26 protein-coding genes are annotated in these 23,820 nt (G+C 62.0%); 2 read left to right on the top strand and 24 right to left on the bottom strand.

What is annotated here, in order from left to right:
- Positions 1–3 precede the first annotated feature (3 nt).
- From pdxJ to SB772_RS25710, 20 genes are all read right to left on the bottom strand, one after another.
- A complete protein-coding gene (gene pdxJ / locus SB772_RS25805) occupies positions 4–768 on the bottom strand; it encodes a pyridoxine 5'-phosphate synthase (protein ID WP_410836026.1) in 765 nt (254 codons plus the stop codon).
- Positions 765–1,676 (bottom strand): DNA repair protein RecO, encoded by a 912-nt coding sequence (recO, locus tag SB772_RS25800; RefSeq protein WP_410836025.1) that lies wholly within the window; start codon positions 1,674–1,676, stop codon positions 765–767. The genes pdxJ and recO overlap by 4 nt, the downstream gene beginning before the upstream one ends.
- Positions 1,663–2,562, bottom strand: a complete 900-nt coding sequence (gene era / locus SB772_RS25795; protein ID WP_410836024.1) for a GTPase Era — start codon at positions 2,560–2,562, stop codon at positions 1,663–1,665. The genes recO and era overlap by 14 nt, the downstream gene beginning before the upstream one ends.
- Positions 2,563–2,616: 54 nt before the next feature.
- The gene (rnc, locus tag SB772_RS25790; RefSeq protein ID WP_410836023.1) at positions 2,617–3,864 is read right to left on the bottom strand and encodes a ribonuclease III; all 1,248 of its coding nucleotides are present in this window, start codon (positions 3,862–3,864) and stop codon (positions 2,617–2,619) included.
- Between the two features lie 165 nt (positions 3,865–4,029).
- Positions 4,030–4,923 (bottom strand): signal peptidase I, encoded by an 894-nt coding sequence (gene lepB / locus SB772_RS25785; protein ID WP_410836022.1) that lies wholly within the window; start codon positions 4,921–4,923, stop codon positions 4,030–4,032.
- Between the two features lie 18 nt (positions 4,924–4,941).
- Entirely contained in the window at positions 4,942–6,735 is a 1,794-nt protein-coding gene (gene lepA, locus SB772_RS25780) for a translation elongation factor 4 (protein ID WP_410836021.1), read from the bottom strand.
- A 193-nt stretch (positions 6,736–6,928) separates the two neighbouring features.
- Positions 6,929–7,195 carry a glutaredoxin family protein gene (locus tag SB772_RS25775; RefSeq protein ID WP_410836020.1) on the bottom strand — a complete coding sequence of 89 codons (267 nt, stop codon included), beginning with the start codon at positions 7,193–7,195 and terminating at the stop codon, positions 6,929–6,931.
- Positions 7,196–7,197: 2 nt separating this feature from the next.
- Positions 7,198–8,727: a DegQ family serine endoprotease gene (locus SB772_RS25770; protein WP_410836019.1), complete on the bottom strand. Its 1,530-nt coding sequence runs from the start codon at positions 8,725–8,727 to the stop codon at positions 7,198–7,200.
- Positions 8,728–8,764: 37 nt separating this feature from the next.
- Entirely contained in the window at positions 8,765–9,808 is a 1,044-nt protein-coding gene (locus SB772_RS25765; RefSeq protein WP_410836163.1) for a MucB/RseB C-terminal domain-containing protein, read from the bottom strand.
- Positions 9,809–9,812: 4 nt separating this feature from the next.
- A complete protein-coding gene (locus SB772_RS25760) occupies positions 9,813–10,439 on the bottom strand; it encodes a sigma-E factor negative regulatory protein (protein WP_410836018.1) in 627 nt (208 codons plus the stop codon).
- Positions 10,440–10,523: 84 nt separating this feature from the next.
- Positions 10,524–11,123: an RNA polymerase sigma factor RpoE gene (gene rpoE / locus SB772_RS25755; protein ID WP_006051939.1), complete on the bottom strand. Its 600-nt coding sequence runs from the start codon at positions 11,121–11,123 to the stop codon at positions 10,524–10,526.
- 101 nt (positions 11,124–11,224) lie between these two features.
- Positions 11,225–11,710 (bottom strand): protein YgfX, encoded by a 486-nt coding sequence (locus tag SB772_RS25750; protein WP_410836162.1) that lies wholly within the window; start codon positions 11,708–11,710, stop codon positions 11,225–11,227.
- 15 nt (positions 11,711–11,725) lie between these two features.
- A complete protein-coding gene (gene fabF / locus SB772_RS25745) occupies positions 11,726–12,964 on the bottom strand; it encodes a beta-ketoacyl-ACP synthase II (RefSeq protein WP_410836017.1) in 1,239 nt (412 codons plus the stop codon).
- Between the two features lie 219 nt (positions 12,965–13,183).
- Positions 13,184–13,423: an acyl carrier protein gene (gene acpP, locus SB772_RS25740; protein ID WP_004197638.1), complete on the bottom strand. Its 240-nt coding sequence runs from the start codon at positions 13,421–13,423 to the stop codon at positions 13,184–13,186.
- 151 nt (positions 13,424–13,574) lie between these two features.
- On the bottom strand, positions 13,575–14,324 hold the full coding sequence (fabG, locus tag SB772_RS25735) for a 3-oxoacyl-ACP reductase FabG (protein ID WP_410836016.1): 750 nt from the start codon (positions 14,322–14,324) through the stop codon (positions 13,575–13,577).
- A gap of 109 nt (positions 14,325–14,433) precedes the next feature.
- A complete protein-coding gene (fabD, locus tag SB772_RS25730) occupies positions 14,434–15,369 on the bottom strand; it encodes an ACP S-malonyltransferase (protein WP_410836015.1) in 936 nt (311 codons plus the stop codon).
- 132 nt (positions 15,370–15,501) lie between these two features.
- Entirely contained in the window at positions 15,502–16,491 is a 990-nt protein-coding gene (locus tag SB772_RS25725) for a beta-ketoacyl-ACP synthase III (protein WP_410836014.1), read from the bottom strand.
- A complete protein-coding gene (plsX, locus tag SB772_RS25720) occupies positions 16,491–17,597 on the bottom strand; it encodes a phosphate acyltransferase PlsX (protein ID WP_410836013.1) in 1,107 nt (368 codons plus the stop codon). Before plsX ends, SB772_RS25725 begins: the two co-directional genes overlap by 1 nt.
- A gap of 172 nt (positions 17,598–17,769) precedes the next feature.
- Positions 17,770–17,949 (bottom strand): 50S ribosomal protein L32, encoded by a 180-nt coding sequence (gene rpmF / locus SB772_RS25715; protein ID WP_006051932.1) that lies wholly within the window; start codon positions 17,947–17,949, stop codon positions 17,770–17,772.
- A 101-nt stretch (positions 17,950–18,050) separates the two neighbouring features.
- Positions 18,051–18,695, bottom strand: coding sequence for a DUF177 domain-containing protein (locus SB772_RS25710; protein WP_410836012.1), 645 nt, complete (start codon positions 18,693–18,695; stop codon positions 18,051–18,053).
- 214 nt (positions 18,696–18,909) lie between these two features.
- Here SB772_RS25710 and SB772_RS25705 point away from each other — a divergent pair, with 214 nt between their 5' ends.
- Positions 18,910–19,527 (top strand): Maf-like protein, encoded by a 618-nt coding sequence (locus SB772_RS25705; RefSeq protein WP_410836011.1) that lies wholly within the window; start codon positions 18,910–18,912, stop codon positions 19,525–19,527.
- Positions 19,524–20,243 (top strand): SAM-dependent methyltransferase, encoded by a 720-nt coding sequence (locus SB772_RS25700; RefSeq protein ID WP_410836010.1) that lies wholly within the window; start codon positions 19,524–19,526, stop codon positions 20,241–20,243. Before SB772_RS25705 ends, SB772_RS25700 begins: the two co-directional genes overlap by 4 nt.
- Positions 20,244–20,312: 69 nt before the next feature.
- On the opposite strand, the gene SB772_RS25695 is transcribed toward SB772_RS25700, so the two are convergent.
- Genes SB772_RS25695 through SB772_RS25680 form a run of 4 tightly spaced genes read right to left on the bottom strand, consistent with a single transcriptional unit; the run spans position 20,313 to position 23,451 of the window.
- Positions 20,313–21,317, bottom strand: a complete 1,005-nt coding sequence (locus SB772_RS25695) for a S49 family peptidase (protein ID WP_410836009.1) — start codon at positions 21,315–21,317, stop codon at positions 20,313–20,315.
- Positions 21,318–21,348: 31 nt separating this feature from the next.
- Entirely contained in the window at positions 21,349–21,765 is a 417-nt protein-coding gene (locus SB772_RS25690; protein WP_410836008.1) for a Rieske (2Fe-2S) protein, read from the bottom strand.
- Positions 21,766–21,773: 8 nt separating this feature from the next.
- Positions 21,774–22,433, bottom strand: coding sequence for an HAD-IIIA family hydrolase (locus tag SB772_RS25685; RefSeq protein ID WP_410836007.1), 660 nt, complete (start codon positions 22,431–22,433; stop codon positions 21,774–21,776).
- On the bottom strand, positions 22,426–23,451 hold the full coding sequence (locus SB772_RS25680; RefSeq protein WP_410836006.1) for an RluA family pseudouridine synthase: 1,026 nt from the start codon (positions 23,449–23,451) through the stop codon (positions 22,426–22,428). Before SB772_RS25680 ends, SB772_RS25685 begins: the two co-directional genes overlap by 8 nt.
- Between the last annotated feature and the right edge of the window lie 369 nt (positions 23,452–23,820).

The raw sequence follows: 23,820 nt of genomic DNA, 5'->3' as shown, positions 1-23,820 counted from the left end.
GCGTTACGCGCGTGCGGCGAGACGCGCGGCGACCATGATCGCCTTCATCTCGCGCACTGCGTTATCCCAGCCGGCAAAGATCGCATGCGCGACGATCGCGTGGCCGATATTCAGCTCGACAATGCCTTCGATCGCGGCGATCTGCTGGACGTTGGTGTAGTGCAGACCGTGGCCCGCATTCACCTTGATGCCGAGCGTTGTGCCGAATTCGACGGCGCGCACCACCCGCTCGTATTCGCGTTGCTGTTCGGCGGGATCGTGCGCTTCGGCGTAACGGCCCGTGTGCAACTCGATCACCGGCGCGCCGGCTTCGTGCGCGGCGCGGATCTGCGTTTCGTCCGGATCGATGAACAGCGACACACGCGCGTTCACGGCGGCGAGCTGCTTGCATGCGGCACGCACGGCTTCGAGCTGGCCGGCGACGTCGAGGCCGCCTTCGGTCGTCAGTTCCTGGCGCTTTTCCGGCACGAGGCAAACGTCGTGCGGCTGCACTTCGCACGCGATGTCGAGCATTTCCTGTGTCACCGCGCATTCCAGATTCATCCGCGTCTTCAGCAGTGGCCGCAGCGCGCGCACGTCGGCGTCGACGATATGGCGGCGGTCTTCACGCAAGTGCAGCGTGATCACATCGGCGCCGGCCTCTTCGGCCTGCAACGCGGCGCGGATCGGATCGGGATAAGTCGTGCCGCGCGCGTTGCGCAGCGTGGCGACGTGATCGATATTCACGCCCAGGTCAATCACATTCGGCGACGTAAGAAAGAAGCTCATAAGTTCTGCAAGTCGATCAGGATCTGGCGCGTCGCGAGCGGCGTGCCGCCAAGGTAGGTGTTGAGCAGAAAGCGCATCAGCGTTTTGCTTTGTGCCACGGTCTGCGCTCGATGGTAATCGTCCTGTTCCATATCGAGCAAGGTTTGTCCGGAAACCACCGGCCATTGCGCGGGCAGATCGTCGGAGGCCTCGCGCACGCCACGCTCCGGATCGAACACATAGCGGCCGTCCGCTTGCACGGCTTGACGCGCGACGGTGCGGTCGAGCGCCATCGCGTAACCGGTTTCGCGCAACAGCACGCGCTCGAATGAACGCAGCACCTGCACGGGCGGCTCACCATGCGCAAGACGCGTCATGGTGACGACGTAGTGATGGAACAGTTGCGGATGCGGATCTTCGCGCGCGCAGAATTTGACCAGCAGTTCGTTGACGTAGAAGCCGCAGAGCAGCGCGTCGCCGGCCAACGGCAACATGCCGCCGACCCATTCGGCGCCGGTCAGCGTGCGCACTTCGGATTTGCCCGACCACGATAGCGCGAGCGGCTGGAAGGTCTGCAACACGCCCCGCAGTGCGGAGTGCGGACGCTTCGCGCCCTTCGCGACGAGCGCGAGACGGCCGTGATCGCGCGAGAGCACATCGACGATCAGGCTGGTCTCGCGGTACGGATAGCTGTGCAGGACAAAAGCGGGTTGCTCCGCGATCCGGTACTCGGACGCGGACATGCGTGGGGCGCGGCGTGCCGGCGCTTTGCGCGGCTCGCCTTCGGCGCCCTGTGCACTTTTGGCGCTCGATGAGGATTTTTTGGCGGTGCGGGCGGGTTTGGACGGCTCGCGCGCCGGCGCGGCCGGCTCCGAGTCATCCGGGTCAGCGTCGGAATTCAGCGTCATCCATGCGTCATTCGTACCCATACGCACGGAGTCCGGCTTCATTGTCGGCCCAGCCACTTTTCACCTTGATAAAGGTTTCCAGATACACCGGGCCGTCGAACAGCTTTTCCATGTCGAGGCGCGCTTCGGTGCTGATCTGCTTCAGCTTCGCGCCCTTCTGGCCGATGATCATCGCCTTGTGTGTATCGCGCTCGACCATGATGGTCGCAAAAATACGGCGCAGACGCCCTTCGGTTTCGAACTTGTCGATCAGTACGGTGCTCGTGTACGGCAGTTCGTCGCCGGTCCAGCGAAACACTTTTTCGCGCAGGATTTCGGCGGCAAGGAAGCGCTCGCTGCGATCGGTCAGATCATCTTCGCCGTAGATCGGCGCGCCTTCCGGCAGGAACGGCTTGACGGTCGCCATCAGACGCTTGATGTCGTCCGGACTTTTCGCCGACAGCGGCACGATCTCGTTGAACTGGCGCAGCGCGCTCACCTGCTGCATGAACGGGAACAGCGAATCCTTATCCGACACGCGATCGAGCTTGTTCGCGATCAGCAGCGTGGGCACCGACGGCGGGATCAGGTCGAGCACCTGCTGATCGTCCGCGCCGAAGCGGCCGGCCTCGATCACGAACAGGATCGCGTCGACCGAAGTCAGCGTGGACGTGACCGCGCGGTTGAGTGAACGGTTCAGCGCGCCGCTGTGCTTGGTCTGGAACCCCGGCGTATCGACGAAGATGTACTGCGCGTCTTCGAGCGTGTGAATGCCGGTGATACGGTGGCGCGTAGTCTGTGCTTTGCGCGACGTGATACTGACTTTCTGGCCGACCAGCGCGTTCATCAGCGTGGACTTGCCGACGTTCGGGCGGCCGACGATCGCGACCATGCCGCAGCGAAAACCAGTGGGAGTGGGAGCGTTCATATTCGGGCTACGGCAAGTTCGGATCGACGCGCGGGAGTCGCGCGCCGATGGCAATCAATGGCCCGCGTCGGCGACGCGCGTTTGCACCGCGTCGGCTACACCGGGTTCGGGTTCGGTTTGTGCCGGCGCGTTGGGCGTGGGCACGGCTGCGCCGGGCGTGGTTTCGCGGCTGCGGTGTTTGTCGACGCTGTGGACGGTGGCGCTTTCAGGCTTGGTGTCGGCGGGTTTTGCATCCGCCGGTTTTGCGTCTGACTTCTCGGTGGGTTTGTCCGCCGCGGCCTTGTCAGCGGGCTTTTCGCTCGCGTGGGCGACCGCTTTATCCGCCTTTTCCGCCCTCTCGGCGCGCTCGGATCTATCCTGCCCGCTGTACTCGACGTGCGCAGCGCGAATCACCGCTAGCGGCGCGGGTGCGGGCGCAGGCGTCAGCGTGGACCGCTCAGCCGTAGATTCCGATGCCGCTGCTGCAGCGGCGCGGCTCTCACCACGCCCCGCTCCACGTTCATTCTTGCGATCCGGGCTGCGCAAATCGAGCGCGGTCTGCACACCGGTCACGCCGGGCACGATCTCCGGCTCGGCATTCTTCGCCGTACGGGCACCCTTCGACCGCTTCGACTTGGCAACCACGGCGGGCGCCGCGGCCATCACTTCGTCGAGCGCCTTCTTGGCCGCGGCCTGCTCGGCCGCGCGGCGGCTTGCACCCGAACCGGACACTTTCACGTCCAGTTTCGGCACCGTGCATTCGACTTCGAACTGCTGATTGTGCGCCGCACCATGAGTCGCAACGACTGTGTAGGTAGGCAGCGCGATCTTGTGACCCTGCAAATATTCCTGCAGAAGGGTCTTCGCATCTTTGCCGAGCGTGCGCGGATCGATGTGATCCAGAATCGGCACGTAAAGGCGTTTAATGACCGTTTGGGCGGCATCGAAGCCACCGTCGAGGAACACTGCACCCAACACCGCTTCGAGCGTGTCAGCAAGGATTGACGGCCGGCGGAAGCCGCCGCTGCGCAGTTCGCCCTCGCCGAGGCGCAGCCCTTCTGAAATATTCAGGGCCTGGGCAATTTCGTAAAGCGACTGCTGTTTGACCAGATTGGCGCGGACGCGCGACAGGTCGCCTTCGTCCAGTTTGCCGAAACGTTGGAACAAAAGCGCAGCCACCGCGCAATTCAGAACGGAATCGCCGAGAAACTCGAGCCGTTCGTTATGCGTGGCACTATGACTGCGGTGCGTTAAAGCCTGGCGCAACAATTCCGCATTGCGAAATTCGTAGCGCAAACGGCTTTCCAACGGAGATAGGGGCATGGGCAGAGTATAACGCGGGCGCCTGCCCCGGCGAAAACGCGGGGCGGCCAGCGGAAAAAAGCGTAGTGAAGCGACGTTACCGCAGGTTCTTAAAGTAGCGTGCTAACATGCCGCGGCCGATGCGTGGCATCTGCGCGGCGTGTCGGGCAATCAATGCATACGCGCTCAGTTGAATGAGCCGATGCGCTTCAGATTGCTGAAGTTCATCCAGATGAAAAACGCGCGGCCGACGATATTCTTGTCCGGCGCAAAACCCCAGTAACGGCTATCGGCGCTGTTATCGCGGTTGTCGCCCATCATGAAGTAATTGCCCGGCGGCACTTTGCAGATCACGCCGCGTGCGTTGTACGTGCAGTTATCGCGATACGGATAATCTTCCGCGCCGACGATGAACGGCGGCACGGCCGGATTGTTCAGAATCGCGTTCTTGCGGCCGCCGAGATCTTCTTCGAACTGCTTCGCGTAACCGAGGCGCTCTTCGTCGAGGTAATCAGGCAGCGGCGTTTCCGGTACCGGCTTGCCGTTGATCGTCAGTTGCTTGTCCTGATAGGCGACGATGTCGCCCGGCAGACCGATCACGCGCTTGATGTAGTCGACCGATTCGTCTTTCGGATAGCGGAACACCACCACGTCGCCGCGTTCGAGCGGACGACCTTCAGTGATCTTCGTATTGCTGATCGGCAGACGGATGCCGTAGTCGAATTTATTGACAAGGATGAAGTCGCCCACCAGCAGCGTCGGCACCATCGAACCCGACGGAATCTTGAACGGCTCGACCACGAACGAACGCACCACGAACACCACCAGAATCACCGGGAAGAAGCTCGCCGAGTACTCGAGCCACCACGGTTGACGGAGCTTGTCGTCGCGCAGACGGGCGCGCGTTTGCGCCGCGTTTTCGTCGGCGAAGCGTTCACCGACACGTGCTTGCTGACGGTCGAACTCGGCGACCGCAGATTCCGCTGCGAGCCGCCGTTGCGGCATAAAAACCAGTTTGTCCGCGACCCATGCGACGCCCGTCAAAATGACGAGCACAAAAAGAATCAGCGCAAAATTCATAGGGTTCCGTTGTTCGTCTTATTTGTCTTCGACACGCAGGATCGCGAGGAAAGCCTCTTGCGGAATCTCGACCGATCCCACCTGCTTCATTCGCTTCTTGCCTGCCTTTTGTTTCTCGAGCAGTTTCTTCTTACGGCTAATATCGCCGCCGTAGCATTTTGCCAGCACGTTCTTACGCAACGCTTTAATGTTTTCGCGCGCAATAATGTTCGAGCCGATGGTGGCCTGAATCGCGACGTCGTACATTTGACGCGGAATCAGCTCACGCATTTTCGCCGCCACTTCGCGGCCGCGATACTGGCTTTGCGAACGGTGCACGATCACGGACAATGCATCCACCTTGTCGCCGTTGATCAGCATGTCGACCTTCACGACATCCGCCGCGCGATATTCCTTGAACTCGTAATCCATCGACGCGTAGCCGCGCGAGATCGACTTCAGACGATCGAAGAAATCGAGCACGACTTCACCCATCGGGATTTCGTAGGTCAACTGCACCTGACGGCCGTGATACTGCATATTGATCTGCGTGCCGCGCTTTTGCGTGCACAGCGTGATCACCGCGCCGACGTAGTCTTGCGGCATATACAGATTGACGGTGACGATCGGCTCGCGCACTTCTTCGATCTTCGACGGCTCCGGCATCTTGGCCGGATTTTCGACCATGATGGTCGTGCCGTCGCGCTGCAGGACTTCGTACACCACGGTCGGCGCCGTGGTGATCAGGTCCATGTCGAATTCGCGCTCAAGACGTTCCTGCACGATCTCCATGTGCAGCAGGCCGAGGAAGCCGCAACGGAAACCAAAGCCGAGCGCCTGCGACACTTCCGGCTCGTACTGCAGCGAGGCGTCGTTCAGCTTCAGCTTTTCCAGCGAGTCACGCAGCGCGTCGTACTGGTTTGCTTCGACCGGATAGAGACCGGCGAACACCTGCGGCTTCACTTCCTTGAAACCCGGCAGCGGCTCGGCGGCCGGACGGTTCACTAGCGTGACGGTGTCACCCACCTTCGCCGCAGCCAATTCCTTGATGCCCGCGATGATGAAGCCCACCTGCCCAGCGGACAGCGATTCGAGGTCCTTCGACTTCGGCGTGAATACGCCGATATGCTCGACCGGGTACTGCGCACCGGTCGCCATCATGCGGATCTTGTCTTTCGGACGCAGCGTGCCATTGACGATACGCACCAGCATCACGACGCCCACGTAGTTGTCGAACCACGAATCGATGATCAGCGCCTGCAGCGGTGCTTCCGGGTCGCCCTTGGGCGGCGGTACCCTGGCGATCAGCGCTTCGAGCACGTCTTCCACGCCCAGGCCGGTCTTCGCGCTGCAATGCGTGGCGTCGGTTGCGTCGATGCCGATCACATCTTCGATTTCGGAAATCGCATTTTCCGGGTTCGCGGCCGGCAGGTCGATCTTGTTGAGCACCGGAATCACGTCGACGCCGAGCTCGATCGCCGTGTAGCAGTTGGCGACGGTTTGCGCTTCCACGCCCTGGCTTGCGTCGACGACCAGCAATGCGCCTTCACACGCGGACAGCGAGCGGCTGACTTCGTACGAGAAGTCGACGTGGCCCGGCGTGTCGATCATGTTCAGGTTGTAAATCTGGCCGTCACGGGCCTTATACGTCAGTGCGGCAGTTTGTGCCTTGATGGTGATGCCGCGCTCGCGCTCGAGATCCATCGAGTCGAGCACCTGGGCTTCCATCTCGCGATCGGACAAGCCACCGCAGATCTGGATGATGCGATCAGCGAGCGTCGACTTGCCATGGTCGATGTGCGCAATGATCGAGAAGTTACGAATATGATCCATTCAGTGCCGATCAAGCGAAAAAGGCGCGCTCGGACAATAGCGGAGCACGCCTTGTAAGTAGGTGAAAAACTTATCTATTTTAGCCGAAAAGGCTATCGCCCGGCGCATCTTGCGAGGTCCGGGCGGAACAGACGGCTCAGGAGAGGCGTAAAACTCGATGTGAAAAGCGCGCGCGTTTATGCATCCAGGGCGCCTAAGGCGCCGCCGCAATACGTGCGGCGCGTGCGGCGAGCGCGGTACGAACCCGCGCCGCGTCCAGGTGATAGTGACACAGTTCAACGCCGTCGCAGACCAAAACCGGCACCAACTCGTTGTAACGCGCTTCCAGCAAGGGATCGGCGTCGACGTCGACCACCTCCACCTGCGCGCCGAATTCCGCCAGCAGCGGCTCGAGCGCGGCGCGCATATCGTCGCACAAGTGGCACCACGCGCGCCCGTAGAGCGTGAGCGGTAACACCATTGCTATTTCCCGCCGCTGCTGCGCGGGCGAATCGGCACGAACTGGGTGTTCTCGCCGCGGCGAACTAGCAGCGCAACCATTTTCTGCGGATCGAGGTGCGAGACCACATCGTCGAACTGCTTCGCACCCGTGATATCCGTGTCGCCAACGCGCAGTACGATGTCGCCCTTTTGCAGTCCCACGCGCACCGCCGGACCGTCAACGGCATCAATCTGCACGCCGTTGCGCAGTTTCAGCGCCTTCAGTTGATCGGCGGGGATATCGCTGACCGCGAGGCCCAGCATGTTCGTCGCACGCTGTTTCGGCACCGGCGGTTTCTTCTGATCCACCTTGGCGACCTTGTCCGGTTGCATCTCTGCAATCGTGACCGGCAGATCGCGCGTCTGACCTTTGCGCCAGATCGTAATCGTCGATTTGGTGCCCGGCTTCGTGTCGCCGACCATGCGCGGCAAGTCCGTTGCCGTGTCGACCGAGTGACCGTTGAACTTCAGGATGATGTCGCCCGGCTGCACGCCAGCCTTATCGGCCGGACCGCCCGGTTCGACGCTACTCACGAGCGCGCCCTGCGCCTTCGGCAAACCGAGCGAATCGGCCACATCTTTGGTCACCTCGCCGATCGCCACCGCAATGCGGCCACGCACGACCTTGCCCGAGGCCTTCAACTGGTCGGCCACGCGCATCGCTTCGTCGATCGGAATCGCGAACGAAATGCCCATGAACCCGCCGGTGCGGCTGTAGATCTGCGAATTGATGCCGATCACTTCGCCTTGCATATTGATCAGCGGACCACCCGAGTTGCCCGGATTGACGGCCACGTCGGTCTGGATGAACGGCAGATAATCACCCGTGTCGCGCCCCTTGGCGCTGACGATGCCGGCGGTCACGGTGTTCTCCAGACCGAACGGCGAGCCGATTGCGACCACCCACTCGCCTACGCGCACCTTGTTGGAGTCGCCGATCGTAATCGTCGGCAGATTGGCCGCGCTGATCTTGACGACGGCAACGTCGGTCCGATCATCGACGCCGATCAGCTTCGCCTTGAATTCGCGCTTGTCGGTGAGCGTGACGTAAATGGTGTCCGCGTCGTCGATGACGTGCGCGTTGGTCATCACGTAGCCGTCGGCTGACAGAATGAAACCCGAGCCGACGCCGCTGTTCTGTTCGGCATCGTTGTTATCCGGCGAGTCCTGGCTGCCGCCGCTGCCCCCGCTACCGCCGTTATCGCCGCCGCGCGGCGAACCAGGTGAACCCGGGGATTGCGGCGATTGCGGCAACGGGATGCCGAAGAAGCGGCGGAAAAACTCCGACATGTCGCCTTCGTCCATGCCCGGAGGCAGACCGCCGCGCGCGCCGCTGTTCGACACGCGCGTGGTAGTGCGGATGTTGACGACGGCCGGGCCGACCTTGTCGACCAGATCGGTGAAGTCGGGCAGATTGGCGGCGGGAGCCGCCGACGCCGTATGCGGCAAAAGCGGCAAACACGCCACTACCACCGCGGCCGCGAGGAATTTGCGCACCGAGAAAGTCGTCATATCGTAGCAAGCCGAGGGATTCGAGGGATTCGGAAGATTACTTCGGAGCTTTGTATTCTATGGCAGACGCAAATTGCTGCAATGTGGTCTGGGGCACTTCACCAAGCAGAGTAATCCAGAAGTCGCCGCGCCGCTTGACCAGCACGTGCGTCGCGCCACTGCTGCCTGCGCCTTCCTTGCGGGTATTATTTTCGACCGGCTCGACGAACACCGAAATGGCCGCGAGACCGTCTGAGAACACCGCCTGATCGACCGGAATGGTGGGCTGGCCGGCCTCGCGCGCAGCCATCGGGCGGCGCAGTTCGCGGATCTTGCGGAAGCCGGGCACCGTCGGCGTGATCTGCCAACCTTGCGCTTGCATATCGACCGGCTCGACCGGCGGACGCACGACGGTCCAACCTGCCGTATTACGAATACCGTTGACGATGGCGGACTTGTCGACCGGCACACCGATGCGAACCTGAGAAAACGACAATTGCTCGAGCACCTGGCCGTTCGGGTCGAGCGTCTGCGCACGCAACAGCAAGCCGGTCTTCTTGTCGGCCCACAGTTTGTACGCGAAACGATAGGCGTCTTTCGGATCGAGTTCGATCACCTGGCTGTCGACGCCCGCGACGCGATCATCGCCGAGCAGCTTCGGCTCGTACACCGCCAGCACCTGCTCGCCGCTGACTGCCAGCAACGCCGGGAACGAGTCTTTGTTTTGCCGTTTCTCGACCACGCACAGATGCCGCTCCGGCACGAATGTGTAGAGATCTTCGTTATGGCGCAGCATTTTGCGCGGCTTGCCGTCGAGGCTTTCGAGTTGCTCGTATTCGCCGTCCGTGCGGGTCGCGTAGTGCACGATCCGCGACGTCTGAACGTAATTGCCGCGCTGATAGACGAAAGCGCCCTCGTAATTCTGCTGCTGCGCGGCCTGATGGATCCGGTCGAGCAGATTCGCGGCCGTGCGACGGGCGGCGAGCGGATCGTCGGTTTGTGCAAAGACCCGCGGTGTGGCGGACAACAACACAGCTGCGCAGAACAGAAAAGCCGGCAGCCGCCCCCAGATAGTCGTTTTATTCAACCGCGGAGTCTGCATCAAACTATTGGCCTTGCGTAGAGACGGCGGCAGCGCGAATCAGCGGCATCGAACCCGGCATGACCGGTTGTTGCGCGAATTGCTGATGGGCTTCCAGATATTGATCGAGATTCGCGTCACGGATGATGTTGGCGTCTTGCGCAACCGGCACAACGGTAGTGGCAGGCATTGAAGCCATTGCCACGCGCTGCAGTGGATCGCTATGCGACTGGACCGACGCGACCTGCGTCATGCCCGGACCGCCCGGCACGCCTTGTAGTTGCGGCACGACGATCCAGGTGAGCGTGGCAGCAGCGGCTGCGACGGCAAATGCCGGCACGACACGGCGGCGCAACGCCAGCAGACGGCGCACGACTGGCATCGCGGCCGGCGCGAGCACATGCGGCTCATTTTCGAAGCGCGCGGCGAAACCGCTCAGGAACGCGCTGCTCGCCGCCGGGCTGACTGCCAGATCGTCGGAACGCAGCGCGTCGCCGATCAGGTGATAGCTCGACCAGGCGGCACGATCTTCGCCGTCCAGTGCGGAAAGAAACTCGTTCAGATGCTCTTCGCCGAACAGTTCACCGTCGACAAAAGCGGACAGACGCTCGCTGCGCGAGCTGGCTTGCAATTGCATCGAGACCGACCCCATGATGCTCCCCATCTTACAAACACCCCGTAGTGACACCACTAACCCAGATATTGCACCCCTGCTCCCGTCCTGCCGGCTGGTCGATTACCAGCGCTTGCCTTCAGGAGTGTCAAGCAACGGACGTAATTTTGCCGCAATGGCTTCGCGAGCGCGGAAAATTCGCGATCTGACTGTGCCAATTGGGCAACCCATCATCTCAGCGATTTCCTCGTAGCTCAAACCCTCAATTTCACGAAGAGTAATGGCAGTGCGCAACTCTTCCGGTAAAACTGCCATCGCAGCATTGACCGTTTCAGCGATCTGCTTACTCATCAACATCGACTCAGGCGTGTTGATATCTCTTAGTTGGTCGGCGTCGGAGAAAGTTTCAGCTTCTTCAGCATCTGCTTCGGTCGAAGTCGGTGCCCGCCGCCCTTGAGTCGCAAGGTAGTTCTTTGCCGTATTGACCGCAATCCGGTACAACCACGTATAAAACGCCGATTCCCCGCGAAATTGCGGCAATGCCCGGTACGCCTTGATAAAGGCGTCCTGGGCGACGTCTTCGACTTCGGCGGGATCGCGCACGAGGCGCGAGATCAGTCGGAGAATCTTGCGGTGGTATTTGGAGACCAGAAGCTCGAACGCGGCCTTGTCGCCCTTCTGGACGCGCTCGACCAGCACCTGATCAATTTCTTTTTCGCTCACCTGATAAATCCGTTAACTATAGGGCGCATGGCGGGGCACCATTGTAGCGTCCCCATCATGGCGGCACGCTACTACGGTAACAGCGGTTACAGTCGTTACAGTCACGCACCTGCGCCGCGCCGGCCCAGCACCGCCAGTTCCCGGAAGACCGGCTCAGGGAGCGCGTCGGCGGCGACCAATAGCGTACGGGAGCGCCCATGATCCGGCGCGAGGGCCAGAACAAGCAGGCGGCCGCTCCATTGCGAACAGCCGGCAATGCGGCCCTGCGCCAGCAGATTCCCTGCACGCCCCCACGCCGACAACCCGTCCGGCCCGAGTTTGAGCGCGACAGGCTGCGCACGCTCGTGCTTCGCTGCGCACAGCGCCAGCAATGCCAATACGGCGAACGTCAACGGAAGAGCCTGCCAGGCACCCAGATACGACGCGAGGCAGGTATGGACAGCCAACGTGGCGGTCAGGACGAGTAAACCCGACGCGGCGCGCATGGCGGCGGAGCGCCGCAACGTAATCCGTTGCGACGCTCCGCCGGGCGTTGCCGATTCGAGGGAAGCCGCCGGCTGAGCCGGCGTCGTCGACTGGCGCGTCACCAAGCGAACAAGCGCTCAGGCACGCTTGAAAACCAGTGTGCCGTTCGTGCCGCCGAACCCGAACGAGTTCTTTAGCGCGATGTCGATCTTCATCTCCCGCGCCGTGTTCGCGCAGTAATCGAGATCGCAGGCCGGATCCTGATTGAAGATGTTGATCGTCGGCGGCGACACCTGATGATGCACGGCCAGCACCGTAAATACGGACTCCAGACCGCCGGCGCCGCCCAACAGGTGACCCGTCATCGACTTGGTCGAATTCACGACCATGTCTTTGGCGTGGTCGCCAAAAGCACGCTTGATGCCGGTGGTTTCGGCCAGGTCGCCGAGCGGCGTGGACGTGCCATGCGCGTTCAGGTAGTTCACCTGATCCGAATTGATGCCCGCGTTCTTCATCGCGGCCAGCATGCAGCGGCGCGCGCCGTCGCCATCTTCCAGCGGAGCGGTCATGTGATAGGCGTCCCCGCTCATCCCATAGCCCGCGACTTCGGCGTAAATCTTTGCGCCGCGCGCCTTCGCGTGTTCGTATTCTTCGAGCACCATCACACCGGCGCCCTCGCCCAGCACGAAACCATCGCGATCCTTGTCCCACGGACGGCTCGCCGTTGCCGGATCGTCATTGCGTTGCGACAGCGCGCGCGCCGCCGCAAAGCCGCCGACACCGAGCGGCGACACGGTCGATTCGGAGCCGCCTGCGATCATCACGTCGGCGTCGCCGTATTCGATCAGGCGTGAAGCCTCGCCGATACAATGCAAACCCGTCGTACACGCGGTAACGATGGCGAGATTCGGCCCCTTGATGCCGAACTTGATCGACAGATGGCCGGCGATCATGTTGATGATCGATGCCGGCACGAAGAACGGCGAAATACGGCGCGGGCCGCGATTGAGAAGCTCGGTTTGCGTCGCTTCGATCATCGGCAAGCCGCCGATGCCCGAACCGACCACCACGCCGATGCGCTCCGAATTCTCATCGGTGACTTCGAGGCCGCTGTCCTGCATCGCCTGGATGCCGGCCGCGACGCCGTAATGGATGAACGTATCCATGTGGCGCGCTTCCTTACCGGGGATGTAGTCCTCGATATTGAAGCCCTTCACCTCGCCGGCGAAGCGAGTCGAGAAGCTCGATGCGTCGAACTTCGTGATATTGGCAATACCCGACTTGCCGGCGACCAGATTGGCCCAGCCGTCGGCAACATTATTGCCAACAGGCGAAATCAGCCCCAGGCCTGTAACAACAACACGACGGCGGCTCACGGTAACCCCTTTTTCATAGATGACAAAAACAAAAGCCACAGCGGCCACAGGAACTTGCCCTGTGTGCCCTGTGGCTGTTAAGTCGGCAATCGCGCGGACAACTGCGCTGTCAACATCGCTGGCTCCTGCACGGCAAAAAGCGCCAGCCCCGCTGGCGTCGGCAATCGACACGGCAGGGCGTCATACGCCGCCAACGCAGAAACGCGGGCGCGAATGACTTTAGGCCTTGACGTTCGCGCGAGCGTAGTCGATCGCTTGCTGAACGGTCGTGATCTTCTCGGCTTCTTCATCCGGAATTTCCATGCCGAATTCGTCTTCGAGGGCCATCACGAGTTCGACGGTGTCGAGCGAGTCAGCGCCGAGGTCGTTCACGAACGAAGCTTCGTTCTTGATTTCCGCTTCGGCAACGCCCAGTTGTTCTGCGACGATCTTCTTGACGCGCTGTTCGATATTGTCCATTACCCCTCCAAGGGAAAAGAAGTTCAAAAATACAGGTGCGCGCATTTTATCAGGTTTGACCCGGCAAAAAAGCAGCGCATCGGGTTGCTGTCAAGGCATGCGCCTTACGCTTTTGCAAACGCATCAAGGCGCGGATAGTAACCGAATTTGGTTACGACATGTACATTCCGCCGTTCACATGCAGTGTCGTGCCGGTGATATAACCCGCGTGCGGCGATGCGAGGAACGCCACGGCGTGCGCGATATCTTCCGGGCTGCCGAGGCGGCCGAGCGGAATCTGCGTCTTCAACGCGGTCTGCTGCTCTTCCGGCAGGGTCCTGGTCATGTCCGTATCGATGAAGCCCGGCGCGACGCAATTGACGGTGATGCCGCGGCTGCCGATCTCACGCGCGAGCGCCCGCGTCATACCCGCCACGCCCGCTTTCGCGGCGGCGTAGTTGACCTGCCCCGGGTTGCCGGCCGAGCCGACCACCGACGTGATATTGATGATGCGGCCACCCTTCGCCTTCATCATCGGACGAAGCACGGCGCGCGACAGCCGGAACACCGACTTGAGGTTGGTGTCGATCACCGCGTCCCAGTCGTCGTCCTTCATGCGCATCGCCAGTTGGTCTTGCGTGATGCCGGCGTTGTTCACGAGCACATGCAGCGCGCCGAATTCCTTCACCGTGCCGTCGATCAGCGCTTCCGCAGCGGCAGCGTCGTTGACGTTGAGCACCGCGCCACGACCGGCCACGCCTGCCGCGCTAAACGCTTCAGTGATCGCGGCTGCACCGCTTTCGCCGGTCGCCGTGCCGATCACCGTCGCGCCCTGGCGCGCCAATTCCAGCGCGATCGCACGGCCGATGCCGCGCGACGCGCCCGTCACGATTGCGATCTGCTTATCGAGAGTCTTTTCCATCTGTCAGTCCGGATGCCCTTCGAAGGGCTGATTGATTCCTGAAACGGATTTTGAAACGACGCCTGGTGCCGCGTCCTGATGCCACGCCTTGATGCCTTTCACGCGGCGTTCAGGCCGCCGTCACGAGCTTGAGCGTTTCTTCGAGCGAAGCCGGATCGAACACCGCGGCGCCGATCAGATTGCCGTCGATACGCCTGGTCAAACCCGCGAGGACCTTGCCCGGCCCACATTCGATCACGTGCGTGACGCCCTGCCCAGTCATCGCCTGCACGCTTTCGACCCAGCGCACCGCGCCGGCCGCCTGACGCACCAGCGCATCCTTGATCTGCGCGGGTTCGTTGAACACGGCAACATCGACGTTGTTGATCACCGGAATAAAAGGCACCTGCACGTCGACGCTAGCCAGGTATTCGCGCAATTGATCCGACGCGGGCTTGAGCAGCGACGAGTGGAACGGCGCCGACACCGGCAGCGGCAACGCGCGCTTCGCACCCTTCGCCTTCGCGACTTCGCAAGCCTTTTCGACCGCGGCCTTATGGCCGGCGATCACGACTTGCGCGGGCGCATTGAAATTCACCGCTTCGACGACACCCGCCACCGACGCTTCCGCGCAAACCGCGCGCACCGTGTCGTCGTCCAGGCCGAGAATCGCAGCCATGCCGCCAACGCCTACCGGCACCGCCGTTTGCATCGCCTGCGCGCGAAAACGCACAAGCGGCACGGCATCGCGAAACGCGAGCGCGCCGGCCGCGACCAGCGCGGTGTATTCGCCGAGGCTATGACCGGCGACGACCGTCGGCTTTGGGCCGCCGGCCGCCTGCCACGCGCGATAGATCGCGTACGCGGCGCTCAGCATGACAGGCTGGGTGTTGGTGGTGAGGTTCAGATCTTCGACAGGGCCTTCGGCGATCAGCTTGCCGAGGTCCTGATTGAGCGCGTCGGACGCTTCCTGAACCGTCTCACGCACGACAGCATGATCGGCGAATGCGTTGAGCATGCCGACCGACTGCGAGCCTTGCCCAGGAAAAACGAACGCAAATTTCATATCGTCCCCAAATTCGATGTAGTCAGATGTGGGTGGCGCACGCTTTCGACTACTCTCCAGCGCGTTCGAGCGCCGCAAGCAGCGCCCGTTGCACCTTCACCGCCGTTGGCAGCGATTGGCGGCCATGCGCTATCAGTAGCGGATAACCGAGGCGCCCCACGTAAAGCCGCCGCCGACGCCTTCGATCAGTACGTTCTGGCCGCGCTTGATGCGGCCGTCGCGCACCGCGAGGTCAAATGCGAGCGGAATGGACGCAGCCGACGTATTGCCGTGCTCGCCCACTGTGACGACCATGCGCTCCTGCGGCAAGCCGAGCTTGCGGCAGGTGCTCTGCATGATGCGGATATTGGCCTGGTGCGGAATCAGCCAGTCGATCTGCCCGGCCGACAGATCGGCCTTCGCGAGTGCTTCGACCGCAACCTTTTCGAGCACGTTGACGGCGAGCTTGAACACGGCCGGCCCGTCCATATGCAGGAATGCGCTGCCGGCGACCACGCCGCCGTTCACATTGCCCGGTGTGCACAAAATGTTCGAATGGCTGCCGTCGGCATGCAATGCGCTTGCCAGCACGCCCGGTTCTTCGGACGCCGACAGGATCACCGCACCCGCGCCGTCGCCGAACAGCACGCAGGTGGTGCGGTCATTGAAATCGAGAATACGCGAGAAGGTTTCCGCGCCGATCACGAGCGCCGTGCGATGCTGGCCGCCGCGAATCAGGCTGTCCGCCATCGCCACCGCGTAAGCAAAACCGGAACAGACCGCCTGCACGTCGAACGCCGCGCCGTTGTTCTTGATACCGAGCTTGTTCTGCAACAGGCACGCGGTGCTCGGAAACACGAAGTCCGGCGTGGAGGTTGCAACGATGATCAGATCGATGGATTGCGGATCGATATCGGCTGCTTCGATCGCGCGTTGCGAAGCGAACAACGCCAGATCGCTGGTGGTGACATCAGGCTCGGCGAAGTGGCGCGCATGGATGCCCGTGCGGGCGACGATCCATTCGTCGCTCGTCTCGATGCCCTGGCTGGCGAGACGATCAGCCAGATCCTGATTGGTGACGCGCCCGGGCGGCAGATAGCTGCCGGTGCCCAGCACGCGGGAATAAATTGTCGATTGAGCCATTATGCCTTCGAGGATTGCGCAGCGTAGGGCTCGGCCGGCTGGCCTGCGAGCGGGCTTGCGTGACCCGCACCGCTTGCGTCGCGCGCTGCCTGTTCAAGAGAACCCGCGTTCTCTTCCATCGCTCGCGCAAGGCGCTCCAGCACGCCGTTTTTGACGGCATCATACCCGCGTTTGATAGCCCACTCAAACGCGTAGGCATCCGCCGAACCGTGGCTTTTGATCACCAGCCCGCGCAGGCCGAGCAGCGCGGCGCCGTTATATTGCCGATGATCGACGCGTTTCTTGAAGCGCATCAATACCGGCAAGGCGAGCACCGCCATCACCTTGGTGAGCCACGAACGGCCGAACTCTTCCTTGATGATGTTGGAGAGCATCTGCGCGAGGCCTTCCGACGTCTTCAGCGCAACATTACCGACAAAACCGTCGCAGACGATCACGTCGACCGTGCCCTTGAAAATGTCGTTGCCTTCAACGTTGCCGTGAAAGTTGAGTGTACTCGCGCGCAGCAGTTCGCCGGCACGTTTGATGGTGTCGTTACCCTTGATGACTTCTTCGCCGATGTTGAGCAGGCCGATGGTAGGCCGCTCGCGGCCTTCGAGCGCGGACACGAGCGCGTGCCCCATCTCCGCGAACTGCAGCAGATGCTGCGGCTCGCAATCGACGTTGGCGCCCAGGTCGAGCATCATCGTGTAGCCATTGGGATTGGGCAGTGCTGACGCAATGGCCGGGCGTTCGATGCCCGACAGCGTTTTCAGCACGTACCGCGAGACCGCCATCAGCGCGCCGGTGTTGCCGGCGGAAATGCAGGCTTGCGCCTCGCCTTCCTTGACGCGATTCAGCGCCACGCGCATGGACGAATCTTTTTTCTTGCGCAGCGCGACTTCGACCGGATCGTCCATGGCAACGATCTCGGAAGCGGGTACGACGGTCAGCGTCGGCAGGTCCTGAGCCTTCAACTTCTTCAGCTGCGCACGAATCGCACTTTCAATGCCGACGAGCAGCAATTGCGCGTCGGGATGCGAACGAACGAAGTTGACGGCCGCGGGAACGGTCACGGACGGGCCGTGGTCGCCTCCCATGCAATCTATCGTGAGCTTTACTGTCATGGAGTGCGACGAATTTCAGACGCCCTGCATGGGACCGCAGTCAGCGCTAAAGCGCCAACTGCGATCGACACAAAAAAGCGGCAGTTGAATGCCGCCTTTTTGCCGAGCCGGGAAAATGTCAAGCGAGCCGATCGCCACGCGAAACGCCAAGGGGCGCAACGCAGTGAAACGATTAGTCGTTCTTCGTCTTGACGACTTTCTTGCCGCGATAGTAGCCGTTCGGGCTAACGTGGTGACGCAGATGCACTTCGCCCGTGCTCGGTTCCACGGCCAGCGGCGCAGCCGTCAGGAAATCGTGCGAACGGTGCATGCCGCGTTTCGACGGCGACTTCTTATTTTGTTGAACTGCCATGACTTACTCCTAAAAATTTTCCGAATTCTAACACAGCCCGATCCGGTCTCCGCCACTGGCCGAATGGCCAATGCGCCCGCATCGCGCTCCCATGCAACTGTTCAGCGCTTCTTGTCGCCCGGCTCACCGCGCTTGAGACTTTCGAGCGCCGCAAACGGATTGGGCCGCTCGGGCTCACCGCCCTCACCAGCCTCATCCGCTACGCCCTCGTCGCCCTCGCCTTCCGTACCTGCCACACCAGAGACGAGACTCTCGTGCACTTCGGGACAAACCTCGTGCTTGGGCACGAGCGGCAAGGAAAGCAGCAACTCTTCTTCGATCAAGTCGACGAGATCGAACTGGCGCGAGCCCACGATCACCTCGACTTCATCCTCGTCGAGCGGAAACTCTTCGGCTTCCGCCTCGGTGCTGACGATCCGGTAAGTTGCGTCGACGTTGAACGCCTGCAAATACGGCGTCACGCACCGCTGACATTCGAGCCATGCAGCGCCATGAATCGCGAGCCTCAGATAAGGCTGCGGACCCTCGGTGCCGTCGTCCTGCAATTCCGGCTGCGTCGCCCCTTCGGCTTGCCAGGTGAACGCGGTATCGCGGTCTGGCGCTTCTGCCGGGACTTCGTTTAACATGCGCGGCAGTTGCGAGACGCGCACGACACCCGCGGCCTGACGCCCACTCCGCGCAAATTCGAATAGATCGAGCTCATGCGGGTCGGTAAGACCAGCAGGGTTGCCAGGATGTTGAGTCATGTGCGCTCCTGCGTCGGCAAGGATTTCGCCGGGAGTAAATCGATCTGCACTTGCGTCCCGCGAAATCCTTTAAGGGATCCGCTTGCGCATTAGCATACCGATGAAAAGCCCAAAATCATATCCGTTTTGTCTTTTCGAGTCAAACACTTAAGCCCGTACACGCGCGCCGCCCGCGCAAGCCCGTACGCCCCGCCTCTCTAGCCGTTGGTTGACCATGTCAGACTCCCCCAATCGCCCACCACGCCTGATTCTGGCGTCGAGTTCGCCTTATCGTCGCGAATTGCTCGAGCGCCTGCGCACGCCGTTCGAGGTCGTCGTACCCGAGATCGACGAGACGCCCCTCGTCGGCGAAATGCCGGAAGTGACCGCGCTGCGGCTCGCCGAAGCAAAAGCCCGCGCGGTGGCCGCAGGCCTCGGCGCCGACGAGCCTGCGCTCGTGATCGGCTCCGACCAGGTCGCCACCTATGATGGCCTGCAGATCGGCAAGCCCGGCATGCATGACAAGGCGCTCGCCCAGTTGCAGGCGATGCGCGGCCGCGAAGTGCTGTTTCATAGCGCATTGTGCCTGTTCGACAGCCGCTCGGGCACGGCGCAATCCGTCGACGTCATTACGCGCGTACTGTTCCGCAATCTGCCGGACGCCGCACTGGAAGCCTATCTGCGCACCGAAACGCCCTACGATGTCGCGGGTAGCGCCAAATCCGAAGGCCTCGGCATCGCGTTGCTCGAGGCCATCCACTCGGACGACCCGACCGCGCTGGTCGGGCTGCCGTTGATCGCCCTGTCGCGCATGCTGTTGGCAGCTGGGTATCCTCTATTGGGGGCGCAATGAGCGGCACGCTGTATCTGATCCCGAACACGCTAGGCGAAGGCGATGCCGACGCGCTCGACGCCGTCCTGCCCGCGCCAGTGCGCGCCCGCGCGGCCTCGCTGCACTATTACATCGGCGAAAACGCGAAAACCACGCGTGCATTCCTGAAGAAAGTCGGCACCGAACGGCCGATCCAGGAAATCGAGATTCGCGAACTAAACGTCAACACACCGGCGGGCGAGATCGACAAACTGCTTGCGCCGTTGCTGGCCGGCACCGACGCCGGCCTGGTATCCGAGGCCGGCTGCCCCGCGGTCGCCGATCCGGGCGCGCTGCTGGTGCGCCGCGCACATGAGCGCGGCGTCAAGGTCGTGCCGTTTGTCGGACCGAGTTCAATATTGCTGGCGTTGATGGCTTCCGGCCTGAATGGCCAGAGCTTTGCTTTCCACGGCTATCTGCCGGTCGACGCCGCCGAACGGGCCAAGCGCCTGCGGGATCTGGAACAGCAATCGCGCAAGGCCAGGCAGACGCAGATTTTTATTGAGACGCCTTATCGGAATCGCGCGCTGCTCGACACGTTATTGGCGACCTGCGCGCCGTCGACGCTGGTGTGCGTCGCGGTTGATCTGACGCTGGAAACGGAGACCATCGCGAGTTGCACCGTGACCGACTGGAAGAAAAAACCGGCTATCGATCTGCACAAGCGGCCGGCGATTTTCCTGATACTCGCCGTCTGATCCCCGCCTCGTTGAACGAAAAAGCCCCGCGTGGCCGTTGCTCGACCGCGCGGGGCTTTTTGCAACCAATCACCGCAAATTCAACTTCCCGCCAAGCGCCATCGCGTGCACGGCGCCACTGCCGACCGCCGCGCCGAACTTGCGGGCAACACGATCCGTAATGCTCTCCTTCACCGTGTAATCGACCATATCCGGCGCCTTGATGATGTCGCGCGCGACGTAATCCGCATCGCCGAAACCGTCGGCAAGGCCGAGTTCGACGCTCTTCTGGCCAGTCCAGAACAAGCCTGAGAACATGTCCGGCGTTTCGTGCAGCCGTTTGCCACGGCCCTGGCGAACCGCGTCGATGAACTGCGCGTGGATCTGATCGAGCATGTCTTGCGCATACTCGTCCATCTTTGGCGTTTCCGGCGAGAACGGATCGAAAAAGCCCTTATTCTCACCCGACGTGTGTAGGCGGCGCTGTACGCCCAGCTTGTCCATCAGCCCGGTAAAGCCAAAACTGTCCATCAGCACGCCGATCGAACCGACGATGCTCGCCTTGTCCACGTAAATCTTGTCGGCGGCCGCGGCCGCGTAATAGCCGCCTGACGCGCACATATCGCCAACCACGACGTACAACGGAATCGACGGATATTTGGCCCGCAAACGGTGAATCTCGTTATAGATAATGCCAGCCTGCACCGGGCTGCCGCCCGGGCTATTGCAACGTAGAATCACACCGGCGGTACCGGAGTCGTCGAACGCGCTTTGCAGCGCCGTGTTGATATCTTCGGCGTTCGCGTTCGTATCGGCGGAGATCTCGCCATTGAGCGTAATCACCGCCGTATGCCGGCCGGTGGCCGCGACCTTCTCGCCGGAGAAATCGAATGCGGCCCACACCGCCAGCAGAAATACGATCAGGTACAGAAGGCGGAAGAAGATTTTCCACCGCCGCGCCGCGCGCTGTTCGCTAATGGCCGCGAGCGCGATGCGCTCGAGCGCTGCGCGCTCCCAGCCCGGCTCATCGGCAGGCGTGGGGGAGCGGCCTGTCAGGGACGGTTCTTTCGGTTCGGGAGTCAGGTTGTCGGACATGCGTTGCAGTGGAAAGATCGAAGAGGAAAAGTCAGAGACCCGCCGGGCGCAGTTCGCCGTCCGGCAGCCAGAATACGGCGCGGCCTTCGGGCGTATCCCGCTCGTCCACCTGAACGGGGCGCAGCCTGCCGCCACGGCATGGACCACCGACACATTTGCCCGTATCCGGCGCGTAAATCGCGCCGTGCGTGGCACACATCAAGTATAAACCGGAGGACTCGAAGAACTGCCCCTCCGCCCAGTCCAGCTCCATCGGCACGTGGGCACAGCGGTTCAGATAGCCGTACGCACGGCCATCGTAGCGAACAAAAAACACCACCACTTCCGAGCCGCCGAGGGTAGCCGCGTGCCGCACACCGGCGCCGCCGTCGACCAGTTCCACGGCCGCGCAAATCCGCACCGGGTCCACGGCCGCCCCGCTCGGGTGCTCGTTCACTTGCTCGTTCATGTGTCCACTCATGCGTGCTCGCGCAGCCAGCCGGACAGCGCGCCAACGCTCGAAGCGACGAATTTCGGCGACAGCGCGGTCAACGAGCCCGCCGGATGCGCGCCATACGTCACGCCAATGCCCGCGACACCCGCGTTGATCGCCATCTGCAGATCGTGCGTCGTATCGCCGACCATCACGGTGCGCACGGGATCCTGCCCCAGTTCGCGCGTCAGTTCGTGCAGCATGGCCGGATGGGGCTTCGAGAACGTCTCGTCGGCACAGCGGGTGCCGTCGAACAGGCTCGTCAGACGCGACTGGTCGAGCGCACGGTTCAGGCCGACGCGGCTTTTTCCCGTTGCCACCGCCAGCAGATAACCCTGATCGCGCAATTCCTGCAGCATTTCGCGCACGCCGGCGAACAGTTCGGTGGTTTGATCCTTCACTAAATAGTGGAAGCGATAGCGCTCGGCCAGACGCGGATAGTCAGCCGGATCGAGCGTCGGCGCGGCGATTTGCAAGGCGTCGCGCAGGCCGAGTCCGATGACATAACTAGCGGCCTCGTCGGCGGGCACCGGCAGGCCGAGGTCGCGGCACGCCGCCTGGATGCTGCGCGTGATGTGCGCGGTCGAATCCATCAGCGTCCCGTCCCAATCGAAGACGATTAGATCAAATTGCTCTCTAGCCATGCGGTGTCGTCTCCGGGTGTGACCCATTTCGTAATTCGTTGAGCTGCGCGATGAAACTGCGACATTCGGCCGGCAACGGCGCCTCGAACTGCAGCGGCGCTCCGGTTGCCGGGTGCGTCAGCTTGAGCCGGTACGCGTGCAGGAACATGCGCTTGAGGCCCGGCTTCGCGTTGGCGCGCGCCAGCGCCTTGTTCAGCGCGAAGTCGCCGTATTTGGCATCGCCGACGATCGGCAGTTCCAGATGCTGCAAATGGACACGAATCTGATGCGTACGGCCGGTCTTCAGTTCCGCCTCGAGCAGCGCGTACTCCGGCCAGCGGTCGATCAGATTGAATACCGTATGCGAGGCCAGTCCGTCCGGCTGCACACGCACACGCCGCTCGCCATCGGCGGTCAGATACTTGTGCAGCGGTTCCTTGACCGCCCGGCGGCGGCCCCAGTCGCTTGCCCATTCGCCGTGGACGCACGCATAGTAGCGCTTATCCATCCTGTTCTCGCGAATCTGCTCGTGCAGGCCGACCAGCGCGGCGCGTTTCTTCGCCAGCATCAGGATGCCGGAGGTCTCGCGGTCGAGCCGGTGCACCAATTCGAGGAATTTCGCCTGCGGCCGCGCTTCGCGCATCTGCTCGATCACGCCGAACGCCACCCCGCTGCCGCCATGAACCGCGACGCCGGCTGGTTTGTCGATAACGAGCAGGTGCTCATCTTCAAAAATGATCTTGAAATGGGCGGCCGGCACCGGTATCTGAGCGATCGTTTCGTTCGGTTGAGCGACGCGGATCGGCGGCACGCGCACCAGATCGCCGAGCACGAGACGATGCTGCGCATCGACCCGGCCCTTATTTACCCGCACTTCCCCGCTGCGCAGGATGCGGTAAATATGGCTTTTCGGCACGCCCTTACAGACACGCAACAGGAAGTTATCAATGCGCTGTCCGGCCGCACTGTCGTCGATCTCGATGATCGAGACCTGGTCACTTGCGACCGATTTCTGGGATATTTTGCCTAACTCTTTCATTCTGAATATAATTTGCCCAGCAGTCTGCGGCGGCCGGCGCAGTGTCCGGAGTTCGGGCGGATTGCGCAGGTGCAAGCGATAAACCGTTATTTTACTTGCGCCGGGGTCTGGTTGCTCACCCTGAAAATGAGATGCAACAAGTTGCACGCACGAAGTCAGTGCCCGGCAGGGACGGCGCCCACAGGCGCGTTCGGTCAAGGTCGGCTTCGACGGTAACGGAATTTTGGTAAAAAAGAATTTAACTTTCAGCTTCGGTATCGGGCGGTCTGACGCCGTGTTGTCCGAAGCTGCCGGTTGCGAAAATACGGCGTGCGCCCGAGGCGTCTTGTAGAAAGTACAAGACATGGCGACGTCAAAATGAGGCGAGAC

The organism is Paraburkholderia sp. SIMBA_030, assembly GCF_046535245.1.
Taxonomy (GTDB): domain Bacteria; phylum Pseudomonadota; class Gammaproteobacteria; order Burkholderiales; family Burkholderiaceae; genus Paraburkholderia.
Note: the sequence above shows the minus strand (reverse complement) of the source record. Positions and strands in the feature narration are given on the sequence as shown.

Coding starts and splice junctions, on each gene's coding strand:
- SB772_RS25765 (WP_410836163.1), bottom strand. CDS start 9,808: ATGCAGACTCCGCGGTTGAATAAAACGACTATCTGGGGGCGGCTGCCG.
- fabG (WP_410836016.1), bottom strand. CDS start 14,324: ATGGAAAAGACTCTCGATAAGCAGATCGCAATCGTGACGGGCGCGTCG.
- SB772_RS25700 (WP_410836010.1), top strand. CDS start 19,524: ATGAGCGGCACGCTGTATCTGATCCCGAACACGCTAGGCGAAGGCGAT.
- fabD (WP_410836015.1), bottom strand. CDS start 15,369: ATGAAATTTGCGTTCGTTTTTCCTGGGCAAGGCTCGCAGTCGGTCGGC.
- SB772_RS25725 (WP_410836014.1), bottom strand. CDS start 16,491: ATGGCTCAATCGACAATTTATTCCCGCGTGCTGGGCACCGGCAGCTAT.
- lepA (WP_410836021.1), bottom strand. CDS start 6,735: ATGGATCATATTCGTAACTTCTCGATCATTGCGCACATCGACCATGGC.
- rnc (WP_410836023.1), bottom strand. CDS start 3,864: ATGCCCCTATCTCCGTTGGAAAGCCGTTTGCGCTACGAATTTCGCAAT.
- recO (WP_410836025.1), bottom strand. CDS start 1,676: ATGGGTACGAATGACGCATGGATGACGCTGAATTCCGACGCTGACCCG.
- rpmF (WP_006051932.1), bottom strand. CDS start 17,949: ATGGCAGTTCAACAAAATAAGAAGTCGCCGTCGAAACGCGGCATGCAC.
- SB772_RS25685 (WP_410836007.1), bottom strand. CDS start 22,433: ATGGCTAGAGAGCAATTTGATCTAATCGTCTTCGATTGGGACGGGACG.
- SB772_RS25760 (WP_410836018.1), bottom strand. CDS start 10,439: ATGGGGTCGGTCTCGATGCAATTGCAAGCCAGCTCGCGCAGCGAGCGT.
- SB772_RS25690 (WP_410836008.1), bottom strand. CDS start 21,765: ATGAACGAGCAAGTGAACGAGCACCCGAGCGGGGCGGCCGTGGACCCG.
- era (WP_410836024.1), bottom strand. CDS start 2,562: ATGAACGCTCCCACTCCCACTGGTTTTCGCTGCGGCATGGTCGCGATC.
- SB772_RS25695 (WP_410836009.1), bottom strand. CDS start 21,317: ATGTCCGACAACCTGACTCCCGAACCGAAAGAACCGTCCCTGACAGGC.
- acpP (WP_004197638.1), bottom strand. CDS start 13,423: ATGGACAATATCGAACAGCGCGTCAAGAAGATCGTCGCAGAACAACTG.
- lepB (WP_410836022.1), bottom strand. CDS start 4,923: ATGAATTTTGCGCTGATTCTTTTTGTGCTCGTCATTTTGACGGGCGTC.
- SB772_RS25680 (WP_410836006.1), bottom strand. CDS start 23,451: ATGAAAGAGTTAGGCAAAATATCCCAGAAATCGGTCGCAAGTGACCAG.
- SB772_RS25710 (WP_410836012.1), bottom strand. CDS start 18,695: ATGACTCAACATCCTGGCAACCCTGCTGGTCTTACCGACCCGCATGAG.
- SB772_RS25705 (WP_410836011.1), top strand. CDS start 18,910: ATGTCAGACTCCCCCAATCGCCCACCACGCCTGATTCTGGCGTCGAGT.
- SB772_RS25775 (WP_410836020.1), bottom strand. CDS start 7,195: ATGGTGTTACCGCTCACGCTCTACGGGCGCGCGTGGTGCCACTTGTGC.
- pdxJ (WP_410836026.1), bottom strand. CDS start 768: ATGAGCTTCTTTCTTACGTCGCCGAATGTGATTGACCTGGGCGTGAAT.
- plsX (WP_410836013.1), bottom strand. CDS start 17,597: ATGACAGTAAAGCTCACGATAGATTGCATGGGAGGCGACCACGGCCCG.
- SB772_RS25770 (WP_410836019.1), bottom strand. CDS start 8,727: ATGACGACTTTCTCGGTGCGCAAATTCCTCGCGGCCGCGGTGGTAGTG.